An 18605-nucleotide genomic window follows, 5' to 3' on the forward strand; every position below is an offset into this window, starting at 1 on the left:
GCATTATGAGTAAAAAATATAAAGAGATCTACTCGGTAGACAGAAAAACAGGCGAGATTACGAACGAATGCCTTCATTATAACAATCGCAAGCGCTTCAAGGCGGATACTCCATTTGATAACAGTATTGTGCCGTACCTGATTATGATCTTCTGTGCGACGGTAGACGGTGTTGTATTCTACAGCCTGTTCAGCAGACTCTCTTATGACAGCCCGCTGATGCTCTGGGTACAGATTGGAGCGTTACTGTTTGGATTTGACATAACGCCAATCTTTGGAGGCATCCAGTATAAGCGTCTGCGGCAGGGAATTACAAAAGACAAGTTTGTACTGATTATGGCACTGGTTGTCTGTGGTCTGGCATTTGCTATGAACATAGTTCTTCGTATTTTAACAATTAATCAGACTTCAGCTTCATCGGTCAGTATTGCAACAAGCTATATGAGTACGATGGCACAGGAGACTGCAGAATCCGGCATCGATGCTACGACAATTGCGCTAACCATCTTTGGTATGGGTATTCCTGTTGTGACTTCCGTTGGCAGTTTCCTGATTAGCTTTATTACATATAATCCGTTGAAGATCAAAAAGCAGCGTATAGCAGAGATGATGGAAGATACCAGAGATGAGGTCAGACGTTTTGAGGCCATTCTGGATGACTATGATGCTGAACCGGATTTTTCGGAAAATCTCGAGATGGAGGATGAGGCGAAGTATAAGGAAATGCAGATGATGCATATAGCCCAGGTAATCGGATATTGCGATTATGTCAGAGAACGTTTGAAGGAACAGCTTGGCAATCCGACATCCAATAATGTACTTTCCAAATCTGTCTGTGAGACTATCCTGGACAGACTGGATAAGGAACTGGGGCTGCTGAACACGCAGGCTGTCACTGACACACCGGCTGTGGCAGTTCCTGCGATGGACGTACCAGCAGAAAAAGAAACAAGATATACAACTATGATCCCCGCTAACAAAGCTACAGCATAAGGAGGAGACGCGCTATGAAAAAGAGATTTACAGCATTATTTTTAACCATATGCCTGGCAGTTTCTGCAGTTGGTTTTACCGGCTGCGGAGACCAGACTTCTGCAGAAACGACATCCAGCATGAATGCAGTATGCTACGCAATCGCACCGACCGCCAATAGTCAGGGTTTGAACATGAGTTCTCCGCTGGTACAGGATACCATCTATGATACGATTCTTGAATACGGTTATATTTCAGTGGTGGTGGTTGATGGTGAGCCAGAAATGGTTGCGGCGGACAGCTATGATATCGATGCACAGTATAAGAAAGCATCCAAAGAGAAACTGAAGACAGATGCCCGTGCAAAGGCGACGAATCTGATTGCCTATATGGAGAGTCAGGTTGCCAACGATGCCCAGGTGGATTATCTGGAAGGGCTGAGAATGGCGGTACGCTCCTTGTCCTCGCTGGAAGGTTATGATTCCAAGACGATTGTGGTCGTCGGAACAGGCCTTTCCACACAGGGAACGCTCAACTTCCAGAATAATCTCCTTTCTGTTGAGCCGGAGGCTGTATTGGATCAGCTGGAAGAGAAGAATGAGATTCCGGATTTTACCGGTATTACGGTAGTCTGGCAGCAGATGGGTGATGTGGCTTCTCCACAGGAGGATCTTTCGCAGACACAGAGAAAGCGTCTGCAGGAAATCTGGAGTGGTATTGTAGAACGTGGCGGCGGGACATTTGTTTACAATGACATCATGGCGAATCCGGTGGATACAGAGGCATCTTATCCTGCGGTAGACACAGTAGATCTCCCAACGGAAACCCCTATTGGCTTTGACGAAACGATGTTTGATACGGAAGATGAGAGCATTCTGGAGGAGCCGGTCATCCTCCCTGAAGAGCAGGTATCCTTTGTACCGGATAAATCCACATATCTGAACGAAGAAGAGGCAGTGGCGACAATCCAGCCGATCGCGGATTACCTCATCGAACATGAGCAGATCAAGCTCCTGCTCGCCGGTACCACGGCAGGGGATGAAGATAGCGATTACACCATAAAACTTTCGCAGGAAAGAGCGGATGCGGTCAGGAATACGCTGATCCAGTTTGGCGTTGATGAGTCTCGTATTGTTACTGTGGGGCTCGGATCCAGCGATCCATGGCATGTATATGGTGCCGGTTACGAAGGCAGCATTGCATCAGAAAACCGCAAAGTGGTGCTGCTGGATGCATCGAGCGATACTGCAAAGGATATTTTAAGTGAATAGGTACAGACTTCTTTCAAAGCGAAACCTGTCGGTTTATGAAACAGAAATACTATGAGAGACTGTAGTAGCAAAGGGAGGCAGCCATTTTATCAGAGAGGAGGGATACTTCATATGTTGAAAGCAAAAGCACTTTGTGCGGTGAATGGCAATTTGGCTCCGGAGATCAGACCACTGATGTCAGTGGGGGAGGCTCCGGTTCCAACAGCTGACACACATGGCAATGGTCTTCGTGACCTGATCGACGGTATACAGAACATCGTGATCGAGTCGGTCGGCAGTGATGAAAAGATACCAGAGGCAGTTGGACAGCTGGCAATCAAAATGATGAAGAACAATGATCTCATCAAGGATCTGTTGCATGAGCTTCGCCAGTTTTACATCCGCGGACAGAAAGACTTCCGTCTGTCACTGGCGGGCAAAAGTGATGCGGAGAAGAAGCAGATTATTTCTCTGTTTCAGGATATGGCCGGACTGGTCAGCAATGTCCGTTACTTCCCGGCGTTCCAGTCTCTCAATGGCTCACTGGTTGTGATGCCAAAGGCACAGATGTTCCTGACAGGACAGTATTTGGAGCTTGCGGTTTATCAGACAATCAAGGGCGTACTGCAGAAACTGTCGGTGAAATATAAAGCAGAATATGAGATTTACCGGAATGTCCGTGTGGCAGACAGCGAAGGCAAGCTGAAAAATGAGTTCGACATTGCTTTTCAGTTTAACGGAATCTGGTACATTGTGGAATGCAAGAGCGGTCAATGCTTCTCTGATTGGAGCAGTTTTGCTGAGCTGGGAGTGACCTATAACATCGTTCCGGACCACCTGCTCTTGGTAGATGCCTATATCTCAGACAGCAAGGCGGAATGTATCGAGTACTTCTGTGATTACTATGTGTGTAACCTGTCGGGAAATACCCTTCAGGAGAAGGTAACCAAGATGGTCATGAGCGACTTTGCAGCGTGAAAGGGGCGTAGTATATATGAAGAAGATGGAAAAGTTCAATGGCACTGTGAATTACAGCAACAGAGCTTTTGATTTTGGTTTCAGAGCGGACCATATACCGGATATTCCGGTATATGCGACTCGCGAGGGAGAAGAGGTCTTTATGACTGTGCTACCTTTCAATGGGGTGCCTGTTGAAGAAATCGAAGAGTCCTTTGACGCGGTCGACTATGCTCTGGTTGAGGAACTGGGACGCAGCAAGTATTTAAGCTCTTTGCAGATATACCAGTTTGTAGGACTCCGTGGTTTCAAAGTCCAGAGACACGGCGTTCGCAATCGACTGAACAAAATGATGAAGCTGCGGGTCATTCGCGAGTATGAGCTAAAGACTCCGGAGGCAGAAAGAGGCCTGAAGGTATATGATCTGGATTATAAAGGTTTCCTGATTGCCCGCCACAGAGGAGTGCTTTTCCACAAGGGCAACAGATACCTCAGCAACACAAAGAAACAGGAACTGGACGCGTTCGATACAGCAGAGGATATCAAGAGAATCCTTGTTGGCAATATGATCGCTCTCTCTGGTCTGATGAACGGGGTAGCCTGTGAGCGCTTCGGTATCATGGAGACGATGCGTCCTGTACAGGAACCTCCGATTACAGATGGCTGTATCATTCGGACAGCTGCAAATATTCAATTGGATGAGGAGTCAATCCTCCTGTATGAGGTGGTCAGATCCACACCGCACGCGATGCGCAAGCTGGCAGACAAGGTGAATCGTTACTACATCCTGATCAATGACAGACGTTATCGTGAAAACAACTATTACGGGCACGAGGCAGTCCCGCAGCTTGTCATCTGCGGAGAGAACTATGAGCACTGCGTAAAGATCGATCAGTATCTTCGAAGCAGAGGTCTGATCAGTGAGACAGACAGTCTGCTGTATACAGAGGATTTGTTTTATGTCCGTCAGACATTGCAGAACCTGTATGAACTGGATGAGGCGGGAAACCGTACCTGGTACAGCCTGCCGGAGCGGCAGATGGTTACAGATATGGGAAGGAGCGCATAGGGAGGCCTTAAGGTCTCCCGGGAAGGGAGAATAAGCTATGCGTAGATATGAATCTTCAGACAAAATCGTTAATGTTGTTAAGCAGTTTCTGACAGAGGACGACTGGCATTATGACAGCCCGGAAGGCATCCATCTGAATCCTTTTGCCATGAAAGGGGATGAGGAATGATGAGTACACCAATATTACTGAAGAGCAGCAGCGGCGTTCAGACGGTTGCGATTGAATCTAAATTGATGAGTGACCGCAGGTTATTTATCACTGGCGAGATCAACGCTGACAGCGCTATGGATTTCTTCAAGCAGATGATGCTCCTGAATCTGGAGGATGATAAGGAACCGATTTCGGTGTTCGTTAATTCTCCGGGAGGCGAGATTGATAATGGTCTGCTGATCTATGATGCGATTGTCGACTCCAAAGCCCCTGTCCGTACTTTCTGCAGCGGATGTGCTTACAGTATGGGGGCAGTTTTGTTTACCTGTGGGAAAGAGCGATACATGCTTCCGCACAGCAAGCTTATGCTCCATGAACCATTGCTTGGCGGCAAGATTGGCGGCAATGCATCCTCTATCAAATCCATTTCTGAAAGTCTGCTGGAGACGAAGGCCATGATAAATAAACTTTTGGCCTTCCATTCCGGAAAGACGGAAGAAGAGATGGATGAACTGACATCCTATGACCATTACTTTTCAGCCCGGGAAGCGGTTGAGATGGGACTTGCGGATGGCATTAGAAGCTTTAAGGAAATGATGGAGGGCTGTGCATGATTAATAACGATGGACAGATGAATGTAAACGATATTTCTTTTAACGAGAGAGTGCTTTTGAAATCCGGCAACGGCAGCGATACCGATAGACTGATTCTTGGAGACGGCGAGAACTGCATCTTCAGTTCAGATTCGCAGAAGACTGGATTGAACAATAATATCCTCGTGATCGGTACTTCCGGCTGTGGAAAGACGGTCAGTATCATGGAACCTCGTATTCTTGAGACATTCAACAAGAGTCTCATTGCCACGGTAACGAAACGCAGGATTGTGAAGAAGTACTCTATGGTGATGAAGAAGCGAGGGTATAAGGTTCTGGATCTGAATTTTGTGCATCCCAGTGAGGGAAACTGTGGATACGATCCCCTGATGCATATCGGCTCCTATAACGACATCACCTTCCTGGCACGCAGCATTGTCATGGCCAATCCTCAAAAGGCTCTGTCAAATGCCGATCCGTATTGGGATGATGGCGCAACAAGTCTTTTCAGTGCGGAATTGTGCTATATATTGCAGACAAAAGACAACCCCACATTCGCAGATGTGCTGGAGTTTCACAACAAGCTGACTTTTGAGGAGAGAAACGGTGTTGTTACCACGAACTATGACATGAAGTTTGAGTATCTTGCAGAGAAAGATCCGTCGTCCTTTGCTGTATCCTGCTGGAAATCGTTCAAACAGCTCCCCATTAAGACGGCCAGTTGTATTTTTTCGGCGTTGAACACTACAATCGATTCTATCTTCACTCCGGAACTAAAGGAAATGTTTCGCATGAAAAAGATGGTGGATTTTGAGAAGCTGGCTTCTGAAAAGACGGTGCTATTTATAACAACCAGCCCGGTTAATTCTTCGCTGAACAGCTTCGTTTCCTCCTTCTATAGTTCAGTGTTTAAGGAACTGTTTGAGTTTGCGGAAGACCAGGTAGACGGAAAGTTGCCGATACCTGTAGATGTTCTTGCCGACGATTTCGCCACTGGCTGTCCTGTGAATATGTTCGATCAGTATGTGTCCATTTTCCGTGAGAAGGGGCTGTCTGTCACAGCTCTGATCCAGTCAGAGTCGCAGTTAAGCTCCCTTTATGGCAGCGAGAAGGCGACCACCATCATTAACAATTGCGACACGATCGTGTTCCTGGGATCTATGGATCTGGATACGGGAAGGAGCATTTCAGCGAGAGCGAACAGACCCCTGGAGGATGTCCTGTACATGCCGATTGGATCAGAAATCATCTTCCGGCGTGGCATGAAGCCGATCTTTACAAAGAGATATAACATCTTCCAGAACGAGATGTATAAGAAAATAACGGCAGCATATGAGAAGCATGTTGAGAAAGAGCTGTCTCAGTCCACACGTTAGGATCAATATGAGATTGACACAGACGGATGGATTATATCACAGGGAAAGCGGGGAGTGTAATGAAGGGAAATAAGCGTTTAGAATTTCTGAAGAGTATACGACTTCCATCAGAGGAAGCTGACAACGGAAGAAGTGGGCAGGGGACACAGAGCAATCAGGTTCATAATATGACAAGACAGGAAGAGTATGATCTGCAGAAGGAGCTCGAGAGGCGTTTCGATGAACTTTTCGGCACCACATCTGAGGATTAGAAGTTTCAAAAAATTGTTTTCGCCCTGATAAATACCTCTGGATGATGAAACTGCCTGCAGATGGCAGAATGTGCTTGCAAAGAAAATGGACAGGACAGCATTTGATGACAAAGAAATGATGTATGTTGTGTTTAATAAATTCAAATGATTGGTGAAAGTAGGATATGAAGAGAAACAATACGCTTACAAAATCGGAATTTCTTTCAGGACATTTGTTCTGGGCGATTGTTAGTTGGATCTGGTATAAAAATATATTATTCTGTTGTGTTGGGAACTATTCGTTTACGGAATCTAAAATTATATTTTTACTTATTTTTGGAATGGCTTGTATCCAGGGGATTCTCTGCAATATAAAAAAGGATAGAAATGATGTTAGTGTTTTCTTTAATATTGTGACAGGATATGGATTATATACAGTTCTTACATATTTTCAAATCCAACGAAATCTCATTATAACAGTCCTTTCAATTACAGTGAGCATTTCAATTATAATCGGTGGTTATATTATGCAACGCCAGATAAAACGGAGAAATTATTTCAGGAAAACTATCCGGTCAGCCATACTTACTATCGCTGGAGCCACGCAAAGGATCATCGGGTTGGGGTTTCTGGTTATTCTGATTGTTGCGGGTGGAAACTTTCTATTTGGCTCGTCCATCATTCAATCATCCGTAAAACCTTCAGTTACAGCTGATTCATATAATCAACTTCTTTCTGAAAGTGCGGAAACAATTGCTTTATTAGATGAAGATAGTTGGTCTTCGATTACTGTACAGGAAAAGGCGGGAGTACTTCAGAAAATTGCGAATCTGGAGAGAAGTAATTTAGGAATATCAAATGAGCTGAATATTTGTGTTGCCAATTTGGAGGAGGAAGGTCTCTGGGGATACTATGACGATTCGACACATGAAATAGTAATAGACATAGATTTACTTTTAAATGGAAGTGTACAAGACTTATTGCGGTGTCTGGTTCATGAGGCATTCCATTCCTTCGAGCATCGTATGGTAGATTTGTATAAAGAAATAGATTCAAGTAATAAAAATTTATGGATTTTCCGTAAAGTCAATATATATGCAGAAGAATTTGAGCATTACAATGATGGAGAAGATACTTATTCGGATTATTATGAACAGCAATGCGAGACTGATGCCAGAGAATATGCAGAAGAAAGAGTTAAATTTTATGAGGACTTGATAAATCAATCTGCGGAGTAAACGGTAAATAGCAGTGAGAGAAGCTTTGGTATCATTTCCATTGTTTGGCAGGTGTGCTGAGATGTATAATAGGTTTAATGATACTGGGTTATTCTCGAATATTCTTTTTACCAAGAGAATCAGCAGGAAGAAAGAATTTTATGTTTTGATAAATATTTTAACACTTAAACAAAACATTTTACGTGAGAACTTTTTGATTCATCAAGGACAAAGGAATAAACAGTGACGTACAATAAACGCAAAAGCAAAGGGGATGATTTCATGAACAATGAATATTTGAAATGCAAAACGCTGGGCGGGGGAAGCACAAACGGAAAGCCCAGAGTGTTTTTTACCTGTCATCCAGCGGATTTTGAACGCTCATTTGAAAAAATATGTGCCGATATTTTTGCTGCACAGAACTGTGCGATATTTTACACGCCTGATATGGAATATCGTATCCCACAGGAGGATATGGAGGTGGATATCGTAGCCATGAACCTTGTTGTTATACCTGTTTCTCTTAAGTTGCTACTTGAGCCGAACAGGGCAATGGATGTCGATTTTCCTTTTGCACAGAACCACGGCATAACTGTTTTGCCAATAATGATAGAGTCGGGCGTTGAGTCTGTTTATGCTCGCCCGGATAAATTTGGCAAAAGGCAGTATTTGGACAGCGTAACCACTGATCCTACCGCCGTGCCGTATGCGGAGAAGCTAAAGAAATTCCTTCATTCCGTGCTTGTGGATGATGATACGGCACAGAGGATACGCCGTGCATTTGACGCGTACATCTTTTTGAGTTACAGAAAAAAGGACAGGCGGTTTGCGAACGATCTTATGCGGCTTATACATAAAGATCCACTTTGCAGGGATATTGCCATATGGTATGACGAATACCTTGTGCCGAGTGAAGAATTTGACGAAAACATCCGAAAAGCACTTGAAAAGAGTGAGCTTTTCACGTTGCTAGTAACGCCAAATTTAATAAATGAGGAAAACTACGTCCGCACATATGAATACCCTCAGGCGCGCAGCAACGGCAAGCCGATACTGCCTATCGAAGCGGAAAAGACGGACAGAAAAGAACTTGAAAAGCAGTTTGAAGGTATACCGAAATGCATTAACGCTAAAGATGGGGACATTGTAACTCAAGCGCTGCTTGAAAGAATAAAGAAAATAGCGACTGCTGAAAACGGCAGCGAGCCGGAGCATAATTTCCTGATTGGCCTTGCATATCTTGATGGCATTGACGTGGAGATAAACAGGGAACGCGCTGTTGGACTCATCACCGCAGCCGCCGAAGCAGGACTTATTGAGGCAATGGAAAAACTTTATGATATGTATAATGCCGGCATAGGTGTCGAACTTGATTACCGCAAGTCACTTTACTGGGCGAAGAGAATCGTGGAGCAGTGCGAAAAAGATTATGGGGAAAAAGAGGGGTATACGCTTGTAGCCATAAACAAGCTTGCTTTTGCATATGGCAAAAACGGACAATATAGCGCTACGTATAAGTTAACGAAGCAAGTGTATGAGCTGCGCAGTAAGGTGCTAGGGGAGGATCATCCCGATACGTTGATATCGCTGAACAATCTGGCATCAACATACAGCAAACTTAGTGAGTGTCAAAAAGCGCTTGAGTTAACCAAGAAAGCATATGAGCTGAGCTGTAAGGTGCTAGGGGAGGATCATCCCGATACGTTGATGTCGCTGAACAATCTGGCAACAGCATACAGTGAACTCGGTCAGTACCAAAAAGCGCTTGAGTTAAAGAAGAAAGCATATGGGCGTCGCTGTAAGGTGCTAGGGGCGGAACATCCAGCTACACTGACATCGTTGAACAATCTGGCAACAACATACAGTGAACTCGGTCAGTACCAAAAAGCGCTTGAGTTAAAGAAGAAAGTATATGAGTTGAGATGTAAGGTGCTAGGGGAGAAGCATCCCGATACGTTGACGTCGCTGAATAATCTGGCAACAACATACAGTGAACTCGGTCAGTGCTCAAAAGCGCTTGGGTTAACCAAGAAAGCATATGAGCTGAGTTGTAAGGTGCTAGGGGCGGAACATCCAGCTACACTGACATCGTTGAACAATCTGGCAACAATATATAGCGAACTCGGTGAGCATCAAAAAGCGTTTGAGTTGACGAAAAAAGCATATGAGCGTCGCTGTAAGGTGCTAGGGGAGGATCATTCCGATACACTGATGTCTCTGAACAATCTGGCAACAATATATAGCGAACTCGGTGAGCATCAAAAAGCGCTTGAGTTAAGGAAGAAAGTATATGAGCTACGTTGTAAGGTGCTAGGGGAGGATCATCCCGATACGTTGACGTCACTGAATAATCTGGCAACAACATACAGTGAACTCGGTCAATATCAAAAAGCGCTTGGGTTAACCAAGAAAGCATATGAGCGTCGCTGTAAGGTGCTAGGGGAGGATCATCCCGATACGGTGACGTCGCTGAATAATCTGGCAACAACATACAGTGAATTCGGGGAGTGCCAAAAAGCGCTTGAGTTAACCAAGAAAGCGTATGAGCTGAGCTGTAAGGTGCTAGGGGAGGATCATCCGGCTATGTTGACATTACTGAACAATCTGGCAACAACATACAGTGAACTCGGTCAGTACCAAAAAGCGCTTGAGTTAAAGAAGAAAGCATATGAGCGTCGCTGTAAGGTGCTAGGGGAGGATCATCCCGATACGGTGACGTCGCTGAATAATCTGGCAACAACATACAGTGAACTCGGTCAGTGCTCAAAAGCGCTTGGGTTAACCAAGAAAGCATATGAGCTGAGCTATAAGGTGCTAGGGGAGGATCATCCCGATACGTTGACGTCGCTGAATAATCTGGCAACAGCATACAGTGAACTCGGTCAATATCAAAAAGCGCTTGGGTTAACCAAGAAAGCATATGAGCGTCGCTGTAAGGTACTGGGGGAGGATCATCCCGATACGTTGACGTCGCTGAATAATCTGGCAACAGCATACAGTGAACTCGGTCAATATCAAAAAGCGCTTGGGTTAATCAAGAAAGCATATGAGCGTCGTTGTAAGGTACTGGGGGAGAAGCATCCCGATACGTTGACATCGCTGAACAATCTGGCAACAGCATACAGTGAACTTGATGAGCATCAAAAAGCGCTTAGGGTAAGAAAAAAAGCATATGGGTTGCGCTGTAAGGTGCTAGGGGAGGATCATCCCCATACATTGACGTCGCTGAACAATCTGGCATATGAATACGGGAAACACGGGGAGTACCAAAAAGCGCTTGAGTTGACCAAGAAAGTATATGAGCTGAGCTGTAAGGTGCTAGGGGAGGATCATCCCCATACGCTGACATCGCTGAACAATCTGGCATCAATATATGAAAAACAGGAATTGATAGAACAGGAACATGCCAGTTTATTGAGAAGATTATGGAACTGGATGAAGAACTTGCGGAAATAAAAAATAAGTTGAGCGAGAAATGTGGGAGATCGCTCCTTGAGATTCTTGTGGTGATGGAATGTATTTCTCAGTTTGATAATGCGAATACGATAGGGACTAAGTGGACATAGATGAATGTTTTTCAGTTGGGAAAGCCTAAAGATGATGAAAAAGAGCAGTAAAAACAATTGTAAATTATTTTGTGCCAGACAGAGGTCAAAGCTAAGTGGGTAAAGGGCTTTTGCGCCCTGAAATAATCGAATGCGATAAGGTACGAGGGGAGAAGTTTGAAACAAAGAAGTAGAGGTAAACCACCAAAAAAGAGTATAGCAAACAAGCCACCCGAAAATTAGCAATCTGGAATTGTCAAGAAAAGTGTAGTCGTATAAACTCACTAAATTTTTTCAGTACCTATGCCGCAAGAAGTTCCTCCTGCAGCGTTCGATATACCACAGGTGGATATCCACCCGGGTTAGATGTATAAATTCTCATTCGATTATAATAAGTAAAGACATAACGAAAAATGATAGTCTTCACTGTATCCCGTTTCATTTTGTATGTAGGGATCCGGTAGAGAAGTTCCTTTTTCAGTGTTGCAAAAAAGCTTTCCATTCGGGAATTGTCATAGCAGTGATTCACACCACTCCGACTCTGCTTCACTCCCGCTTTGGATAATGCATCTCCAAATGCTTCACTGGTATACTGGCTTCCGCGGTCGGAATGCAGGATGCAGCCGTTAAGTTTATACCGTTTTGTAACAGCACGAAAAGTATCGATACATAATTCCTTCTTCATATTGTCCCTCATGATCAGAGAAAGGATTTCTCCATTATAACAGTTCAAAATCGGAGAAATATACAGTTTTCCATCCTGGCAAGGGATCTGCGAAATATCTGTTAACAACTTTTTTAATGGCTGTGATGCTGAAAAAACCTGCTTGATGAGATTTTCCTGTTCCTGGATTTCGGTTGTTGCATGTGTAAGTCCTTTCGGTTTGCGATGAGGTTTGTGAAGCCATCCGTGTTGCCGCATGATACGGGTAATACGGCGGATTCCTGCTTTGATTCCTTTTTGCAGAAGTGCTAACTGCATACGGGGAGCCCCATAATTATCATTATATGGAGATTCGTCGAGCCTGTGAAGAAAAGTCTGTAAATAGGATTCTTCTATGATAAGAACGGGTGAAAGTTTTGAAAAATAAGCTTTTCACCCTTGTTTTATATATACCATCCGTTTGATGGCATGTCAATAACAGGCGGCTTTTCCGCCTGTTTTAACCTGGATATGAATTTAATCTGGCAGCCGTCCTTCATACATAATACTCAACTCACCATACACCTGGCCCCAGTTTCGGATGGTAGTTGTCCATTTTTTGGTGGCTTCAAAGGTGGCCAGATACAGGGCTTTCAGTAGTGCTGTATCGCTCGGGAAAACGCTTCTCTGCTGGTTGAGTCTCCGATAGGTGGAATTTAATGATTCTATGGCATTGGTCGTATATATGACCTTCCGCACATCTGTTGAAAATTTGAAAATCGGAGAAATCGCATCCCAGTTATCTTTCCAGCGTTTCATGGAGTTCGGATATTTCGGCGTCCATTTCTCTGTTACCCGGTCAAGTGCGTCCAGGGCTTTCTTCTCGTCAGATGCCTGATAGATTGTTTTTAAATCCGTTGCAAAGGCTTTCCTGTCTTTATCCGGAACATATTTCAGCGTATTCCGTACCTGATGTACGATACAGCGCTGATACTCTGTTTTCGGAAAGGCAGCTGCAATAGCTTCCTTGATTCCAGTCAGACCATCTGCACAAAGGATCAGGATGTCTTTTACACCGCGGTTTTTTAATTCATTCAGGACAGACAGCCAGTATTTGGAGCTCTCATTATCACCAACCTGAATGGTTAGGACTTCTTTCTTGCCATCTGTATTGATACCCAAAATCACATATGCCGCCAGTTTTCGGATGATGCCGTTATCCCGCACAGAATAGTGGATTGCATCAATAAAAAGGATCGGATATATTTCATCCAAAGGCCGGTTTTGCCAATCCTCTATTTGCGGCAGGATCTTATCCGTCACATCTGGGATAAAACCTTCAGATGTTTCAAAACCGTAAATATCCTCTATGGTCTCTGAAATCTGCCGGGTTGTCATTCCCTTTGCATACATGGATATGATCTTCTGGTCAATATCCGAGATATCTTTCTGGCGTTTTTTGACCACCTGCGGCTGGAAGGTTGATTTGCGGTCCTGCGGGACTTCGATTTCCATAGATCCGTAACTGCTGTTTACCCGTTTGCGCTTATAGCCATTCCGGTAATCGTCATTGTCAGAGCGTTCGGACTTTTCATAGCCAAGATGATCGTCCATTTCTGCTTCCATCATTTCTTTAATGGTCCCGCCAAGAAGATCCTTCAAGGCATCCTGGATATCTTCAGCGGTCTGAATGTCGTATTCTTCCAGGAGTTGATGGATAATGTTTCGTTTTCCTTCCGTCATTTGTACCCGATGAACAGGTTTCTTTTGTTTTGCCATAATAAAAGGCCCTCCTATGATTTAGATTTTATCATAGAAGAACCTCTTATATTTACGTATTTACAGAAAAACTTTCACACCGCCGATTCGTCCAGAATGAACTGTATCGCTGCCGAAAGAACAGTATCTTTATCTGGTTTGCCAAGGTTTCTCCGGTATTTATAGTAACCGTAAACACTGACACAAAGGATTCTGCACGTCAGTTTCACAGTCCATTTGCCATGATGTTTTTCATAGATGAACTGATAACGCTGATGAGCTCTTACTTCTTTCGGCGTTGTGCGAAAAAACCAAGTGCTTCCTGAAGAATCTCATTGGCATGTTTGAGTTCTGCATTTTCCTTTTCCAGTTCCCGGATACGCTGCTCTACAGGATCTGCAGACATCTGTTTATGACCACTGCCACAATATAAATCCGCTCCGTATTTTTTTCGATTATTACGCCACCCGGACAGCGTGTAATATGGGATACCTAATTGAGCGGCGGGTGCTTTTACTCCGATTTCGTCGGAAAGCTTCAGTGCTTCTTCTTTAAATGATTTGTCGTATTGCATTTTTTCTCACCTTCCATGTATTGATAATATCATAGATTTGGTGAATTTTACGACTCTACTTAAACGTTACCACTCCAGGTTTAAAGAGGAAATGTTTTTCTCCACTGTTTCATCGGTTCATGTTTTCCACAATCATCACAGGTCTGCGGCCAGTTGATTTTCCATTCAAAATACTCGTCTTTTGTAATTTTACCGGATTTGAGTTCTTCTTTCCGGATTACCCATTCTTTCATAAAATCATTGACAAGCCCATAATTAATCCATAATCCCACAGGTGGATGTGCAGGCCAGCTATCGTTATCGTGATAACGGACAGCGGTATCTTCGGAAGAATTGCATTTTTCTCCGGGATAAGTTTCCAGTTGGAATAAGTTGATTGCAAACGGATTGAATTCGTCTATCCAGAACAGAAGCTCCATGAATTCAGTAGCATCCATTGTTGTGGTATCATATAGTGTCCATGGATTTACATCCAGGATTTTAGCCATTTCTGTTACCAGTTCTTTTTTTGGAACCCGGTAATTGGTTTCGTATTGGGCAAGACGATTTGCCCCTTTTTCACCCCACCCAAGGGCTGCACCAAGCTCAGCCTGTGTCATTTTCCGGAATGTCCGGATTTTTTTTATTTTATCTCCAATCGTCATATCAGATCCCTGCTTTCTTATTGATATTAATATTTTAACCTCATAATGCGGTTTTGTAAACAGAAACATTCGCTAAAAAGCGAATAACAAGCTTGACATTAGCAGAAAAGCGAAATATAATGACAGTACAATATGATTCGCATAAAAGCGAATGCTTGGACTTTGAAAATGAAATGAGCTGTATGATCTGCCAACACAAATGCCACGACCCTGTAATATTTTATATTCAGGCGAGCGTTGAAGATACTCCGGCAACGGCTGGTATGCCCTAGAGGAAGCTGCCAGTTTTCAGATTCAGATCTGATAGAGGTCAGTTGTAACACTGACAGCAGATAGTACAAATGGAAGCCAAAACAAGTACAAGATTTTTAATCGAAGGGAGTGATGCCGAAAAATCATGAGGAAAGGGGGAGAAGAAATGAGGAAAGAACTGGAATATGTAAAGAAAATAGCTTTGCTTGCAAAGTTATTCCGTTTGGAACTTCTGACAGAAAAAGAATATGAAAGAATCAGACGGAAGCTGATGGACAGTTATCTGATTGCAGGGGAACGCAGTGATGATCCAAGGAAGGCAATCGCATAAAAAGTAGGAAGTTGAGAAAGACAATGGAAGACACAGCAATGCAACATTGGTTCACATTTATTATTTTAGATAAAATCATATTGCAAAATAAGAAACAAGCCAGATGGAAAAGAAGAAAAATGTGGCAGGTAAAAGAAATGGAGGTAGTTTATGGGTATGAGACAAGTTCAGATTTTGGAAGCAACGAAAACAACAACAAACAGTGTGGGAAGACGAAGTATGGGGATGCCGATTCAGCGTATCCGTGTTGCGGCATATTGCCGTGTATCTACGGACGGAGATGAACAGCTTGGCAGCTTTGTATCTCAGAAATCTTATTATGAAGAAAAAATACGCCAAAATAAGGAATGGGTGCTGGCAGGCATTTTTGCAGATGAAGCAATCACCGGAACGAAAGTGGACAAAAGGGAAGGATTTCAGGAAATGATAAGGGAGTGTCAGAATGGAAAAATTGATATGATCCTTACAAAATCTATTTCACGGTTTTCCAGAAATACACAGGATACGTTGAAATATGTGCGTATGCTCCGTGACCGGAATATAGCCGTTATATTTGAAAAAGAAAATATCAATACACTGGATATGAATGGTGAAATGCTTCTTACCATCCTTAGTTCTCTTTCGCAGGGAGAAGTGGAATCCCTTTCGGAGAATGTGAAGATGGGATTACGAATGAAAATGAAGCGGGGCGAACTGATTGGATTCAATGGATGCCTGGGGTATGATTACGACAGGGAGACTAAAACAATTACTGTGAACGAGCAGGAAGCTGAAACGGTACGTTTTATTTATGATTTGTATCTGCAGGGATATGGTACCTCGAGTATTGCAAGAAGGTTGATGGAATTAGGAATCAAAAATAAGCGTGGAACTGTAGAGTGGCATACGCATGGTGTGATGGGTATTATCAAAAATGAGAAATATAAGGGAGATGTTCTTTTTGGTAAAACATTTACCGTTGACCCCATATCGAAGAGACGGCTTGCTAATATGGGGGAAGAGGAGCGGTATTATATCCGGGATCATCATGAACCCATTGTTTCAAGGGAAATCTGGGATAAAGCAGAACAAATTCGCCTGAAGCGTGTACGACCAAGGCTGATGGAGACAACCGGGAACAGAGAACGCTACACCAGACAATTTACATTCAGCAGTATGCTGGAGTGTGGGTATTGTGGTCATAAACTTTCCCGCAGAACAAGACACCAGACGACCACAACGAAAAAACCAGTCTGGCAGTGCATGAATGCAACCAAGAATGGAATCAGTAATTGTCCGAATTGTAAAGCGATTGATGAGGTAATTATTGAAAATGCATTCCTGGATGCATTCCGGCTGTTGGCAGATAACTTTGATGATGTTCTGGATTCCGTATTGTGTACCATTGAAGATGTATTGAAAGATGATAGGGAATTAAAACGGGTAAAACAGCTGGAGAAGGATATAGCCAGTATTGAAACGAAAAAAAGCCTTGAGTTTCCGCAAACTGCAATAAAAAAATAGCTATGTCTACCCAAAGTACCAATCTGCCCATTTTTTGAGAGATTTAGAATGGCAGCACCGAGAGTAGAGGCACTTTTATAAGCCCCGCCGGAACCGGGCTTTGGGAGACATATACTTTTATCTATTCAGGCGGTCAGCTTAAGGCAGAGTTGACGGTATGTCGGACGCTTTGTCCTGTACCAGAGCCGGATGCCCTCTTTGGCATGTGACAGTATGCCGGAGATGCCTTTTGCCAGCCGGTAATAGCAGAAACTGACTTTTTCCTTGATCGGGTCTGCTTCCTGTATGATTGAAACTTTCAGGGCGTTTGTCTCAGGACTTAATTCTTCCTGAGCTAAAAATGCCATGGCTAAAGTAATATAAAAGTTAAGCGCATTAATGGCTTCCAGTTTCCTTACACGGAAATTTTCAAACTGATAGGTCTGCTTTTTACAACGGAAATATTCCTCGATCCGCCATCTGGAAAAATAAGTTCTGGCAATGCGGATCACATCATCCTTTGAACGGATCTCTTTGTTTGTAGCCAGCATCATGGGATGTTCCGTGATCCCATAGACCAGGACCAGATAAATATTTTTCCGGGAGGCAGTGATCTGAACTTTTACGTGGGAAAGATATGCGGTATGCTCTTTTCCCTTATAGAAAACATCCGCTTTTACTTTCCCTTTCCTCCGATTCTGCAGTTCCGTTGCCTTTGTCCATTTGTTGTGATAAAGAAGTTTCCGGTTGGATTTCAGGCGGATCACGTAATCCTGCTTCAGATGGTCGAGGATGAGAAAGATCTTATTGTCATCATAACCGCGGTCCATAACAAAGGTGGCCTTTCCGAAAAGAGCAGATGCCTGTTTGATCGCATCAAATGTGATGGTATTTACAGATTTATAGTCCTTCTCAACAGAAGAATGGATCATGGAAAAAACACTGACAGGATGCTTGTTGGCAGTCAGGACACAGGCCTCTGTTACATGGTATCCTTTTTTATAAACACTTTTCGTCTGTGTGCTTTCAGAACCATCGCGAACGATACCAAGAGCTTCAAACTGTTTTCCATCTGGTTTTACGATATCACTTTCATCAATGAGGACCACTGGTTCAGAGGGAACGAGTCTCTTTACGGTGTGGAGATAAGAAGCGGTAGCAGAAGCCGGCGTTCCTTCCGAAAGATGATTTGAAAGCCGTTTTACAGTATTCACCTTATGTACCGTTTCATGAAGCTGGTCGGAAATATCAGTGAGCAGACAGCTTCTGGATGCCAGAATGCCATAAACCATATCTGCTGTGAACTTCCGGTCTGGTTTCGAAAGTCTGCGGGAGATTTTATTTGTAAAAGTCAAAATTTTTCTTTTCAAACGGTAAGTAATTGATGTAGAATTAGCCATAAGGAATCCCCTTTCTTTTTTGTTTAGTAAGGTTTTTGTTTGGTAGCTTAATTTTACATCAAAAAGGATTAGGATTCCTTATATTTTGGCCATTTTTTGAAAGTTGTGGATAACGAAATACGGTAGATTTATCTAAGGGGATAATTCTGCGGAAACTCAAGA

Annotated in this window: 17 protein-coding genes; 12 read left to right on the forward strand and 5 right to left on the reverse strand. The window is 43.5% G+C overall.

All coding sequences use genetic code 11. The annotated features are described in order from the left end of the window. Positions 1-5: 5 nt before the first annotated feature. The 10 genes from B5E62_RS10195 to B5E62_RS10235 all read left to right on the forward strand — a co-directional run bounded on the left by B5E62_RS10195 (position 6) and on the right by B5E62_RS10235 (position 11270). Positions 6-992, forward strand: coding sequence for a hypothetical protein (locus B5E62_RS10195; protein WP_087174465.1), 987 nt, complete (start codon positions 6-8; stop codon positions 990-992). A gap of 14 nt (positions 993-1006) precedes the next feature. Next, a complete protein-coding gene (locus B5E62_RS10200; RefSeq protein ID WP_087174466.1) occupies positions 1007-2242 on the forward strand; it encodes an OmpA family protein in 1236 nt (411 codons plus the stop codon). Between the two features lie 111 nt (positions 2243-2353). Further along, a complete protein-coding gene (locus B5E62_RS10205; protein ID WP_087174467.1) occupies positions 2354-3199 on the forward strand; it encodes a DUF1887 family protein in 846 nt (281 codons plus the stop codon). A gap of 16 nt (positions 3200-3215) precedes the next feature. Beyond that, the gene (locus B5E62_RS10210; RefSeq protein WP_143468847.1) at positions 3216-4247 is read left to right on the forward strand and encodes a hypothetical protein; all 1032 of its coding nucleotides are present in this window, start codon (positions 3216-3218) and stop codon (positions 4245-4247) included. Positions 4248-4284: 37 nt separating this feature from the next. Continuing rightward, on the forward strand, positions 4285-4416 hold the full coding sequence (locus B5E62_RS17420; protein ID WP_275532585.1) for a hypothetical protein: 132 nt from the start codon (positions 4285-4287) through the stop codon (positions 4414-4416). After that, a complete protein-coding gene (locus tag B5E62_RS10215) occupies positions 4413-5012 on the forward strand; it encodes a ClpP family protease (RefSeq protein WP_242957832.1) in 600 nt (199 codons plus the stop codon). Before B5E62_RS17420 ends, B5E62_RS10215 begins: the two co-directional genes overlap by 4 nt. Continuing rightward, positions 5009-6367 (forward strand): type IV secretory system conjugative DNA transfer family protein, encoded by a 1359-nt coding sequence (locus tag B5E62_RS10220; protein ID WP_242957834.1) that lies wholly within the window; start codon positions 5009-5011, stop codon positions 6365-6367. The genes B5E62_RS10215 and B5E62_RS10220 overlap by 4 nt, the downstream gene beginning before the upstream one ends. Positions 6368-6426: 59 nt before the next feature. Next, positions 6427-6618 carry a hypothetical protein gene (locus B5E62_RS10225; RefSeq protein WP_162610297.1) on the forward strand — a complete coding sequence of 64 codons (192 nt, stop codon included), beginning with the start codon at positions 6427-6429 and terminating at the stop codon, positions 6616-6618. Positions 6619-6782: 164 nt separating this feature from the next. Beyond that, positions 6783-7835 (forward strand): hypothetical protein, encoded by a 1053-nt coding sequence (locus B5E62_RS10230; RefSeq protein WP_087174470.1) that lies wholly within the window; start codon positions 6783-6785, stop codon positions 7833-7835. A gap of 261 nt (positions 7836-8096) precedes the next feature. Further along, positions 8097-11270, forward strand: a complete 3174-nt coding sequence (locus tag B5E62_RS10235; RefSeq protein WP_087174471.1) for a tetratricopeptide repeat protein — start codon at positions 8097-8099, stop codon at positions 11268-11270. A gap of 390 nt (positions 11271-11660) precedes the next feature. On the opposite strand, the gene B5E62_RS10240 is transcribed toward B5E62_RS10235, so the two are convergent. From B5E62_RS10240 to B5E62_RS10255, 4 genes are all read right to left on the reverse strand, one after another. Further along, positions 11661-12422, reverse strand: coding sequence for an IS3 family transposase (locus B5E62_RS10240; protein WP_087174472.1), 762 nt, complete (start codon positions 12420-12422; stop codon positions 11661-11663). A gap of 117 nt (positions 12423-12539) precedes the next feature. Further along, complete coding sequence (locus B5E62_RS10245) at positions 12540-13781, reverse strand: IS256 family transposase (RefSeq protein ID WP_087174473.1); 1242 nt, start codon at positions 13779-13781, stop codon at positions 12540-12542. A 262-nt stretch (positions 13782-14043) separates the two neighbouring features. Continuing rightward, positions 14044-14334: a transposase gene (locus B5E62_RS10250; protein WP_087174474.1), complete on the reverse strand. Its 291-nt coding sequence runs from the start codon at positions 14332-14334 to the stop codon at positions 14044-14046. A gap of 80 nt (positions 14335-14414) precedes the next feature. Continuing rightward, positions 14415-14978, reverse strand: a complete 564-nt coding sequence (locus tag B5E62_RS10255) for a helix-turn-helix domain-containing protein (protein WP_087174475.1) — start codon at positions 14976-14978, stop codon at positions 14415-14417. Between the two features lie 418 nt (positions 14979-15396). On the opposite strand from B5E62_RS10255, the gene B5E62_RS16940 reads away from it, so the two are divergent. Beyond that, positions 15397-15561: a hypothetical protein gene (locus B5E62_RS16940; RefSeq protein WP_162610298.1), complete on the forward strand. Its 165-nt coding sequence runs from the start codon at positions 15397-15399 to the stop codon at positions 15559-15561. Between the two features lie 150 nt (positions 15562-15711). Then, entirely contained in the window at positions 15712-17064 is a 1353-nt protein-coding gene (locus tag B5E62_RS10260; RefSeq protein WP_242957836.1) for a recombinase family protein, read from the forward strand. Positions 17065-17189: 125 nt separating this feature from the next. On the opposite strand, the gene B5E62_RS10265 is transcribed toward B5E62_RS10260, so the two are convergent. After that, positions 17190-18335 carry a transposase gene (locus B5E62_RS10265; protein WP_242957837.1) on the reverse strand — a complete coding sequence of 382 codons (1146 nt, stop codon included), beginning with the start codon at positions 18333-18335 and terminating at the stop codon, positions 17190-17192. Between the last annotated feature and the right edge of the window lie 270 nt (positions 18336-18605).

Origin of the sequence: Lachnoclostridium sp. An118 (genome assembly GCF_002160985.1) — a bacterium.
Classification (GTDB): domain Bacteria; phylum Bacillota; class Clostridia; order Lachnospirales; family Lachnospiraceae; genus Claveliimonas; species Claveliimonas stercoravium.

What these genes read in the sequence shown, in the direction of transcription:
- B5E62_RS10195 (WP_087174465.1), top strand. Translation starts at nt 6, where the DNA reads ATGAGTAAAAAATATAAAGAGATCTACTCGGTAGACAGAAAAACAGGC.
- B5E62_RS10200 (WP_087174466.1), top strand. Translation starts at nt 1,007, where the DNA reads ATGAAAAAGAGATTTACAGCATTATTTTTAACCATATGCCTGGCAGTT.
- B5E62_RS10205 (WP_087174467.1), top strand. Translation starts at nt 2,354, where the DNA reads ATGTTGAAAGCAAAAGCACTTTGTGCGGTGAATGGCAATTTGGCTCCG.
- B5E62_RS10210 (WP_143468847.1), top strand. Translation starts at nt 3,216, where the DNA reads ATGAAGAAGATGGAAAAGTTCAATGGCACTGTGAATTACAGCAACAGA.
- B5E62_RS17420 (WP_275532585.1), top strand. Translation starts at nt 4,285, where the DNA reads ATGCGTAGATATGAATCTTCAGACAAAATCGTTAATGTTGTTAAGCAG.
- B5E62_RS10215 (WP_242957832.1), top strand. Translation starts at nt 4,413, where the DNA reads ATGATGAGTACACCAATATTACTGAAGAGCAGCAGCGGCGTTCAGACG.
- B5E62_RS10220 (WP_242957834.1), top strand. Translation starts at nt 5,009, where the DNA reads ATGATTAATAACGATGGACAGATGAATGTAAACGATATTTCTTTTAAC.
- B5E62_RS10225 (WP_162610297.1), top strand. Translation starts at nt 6,427, where the DNA reads ATGAAGGGAAATAAGCGTTTAGAATTTCTGAAGAGTATACGACTTCCA.
- B5E62_RS10230 (WP_087174470.1), top strand. Translation starts at nt 6,783, where the DNA reads ATGAAGAGAAACAATACGCTTACAAAATCGGAATTTCTTTCAGGACAT.
- B5E62_RS10235 (WP_087174471.1), top strand. Translation starts at nt 8,097, where the DNA reads ATGAACAATGAATATTTGAAATGCAAAACGCTGGGCGGGGGAAGCACA.
- B5E62_RS10245 (WP_087174473.1), bottom strand. Translation starts at nt 13,781, where the DNA reads ATGGCAAAACAAAAGAAACCTGTTCATCGGGTACAAATGACGGAAGGA.
- B5E62_RS10250 (WP_087174474.1), bottom strand. Translation starts at nt 14,334, where the DNA reads ATGCAATACGACAAATCATTTAAAGAAGAAGCACTGAAGCTTTCCGAC.
- B5E62_RS10255 (WP_087174475.1), bottom strand. Translation starts at nt 14,978, where the DNA reads ATGACGATTGGAGATAAAATAAAAAAAATCCGGACATTCCGGAAAATG.
- B5E62_RS16940 (WP_162610298.1), top strand. Translation starts at nt 15,397, where the DNA reads ATGAGGAAAGAACTGGAATATGTAAAGAAAATAGCTTTGCTTGCAAAG.
- B5E62_RS10260 (WP_242957836.1), top strand. Translation starts at nt 15,712, where the DNA reads ATGGGTATGAGACAAGTTCAGATTTTGGAAGCAACGAAAACAACAACA.
- B5E62_RS10265 (WP_242957837.1), bottom strand. Translation starts at nt 18,335, where the DNA reads ATGGTTTATGGCATTCTGGCATCCAGAAGCTGTCTGCTCACTGATATT.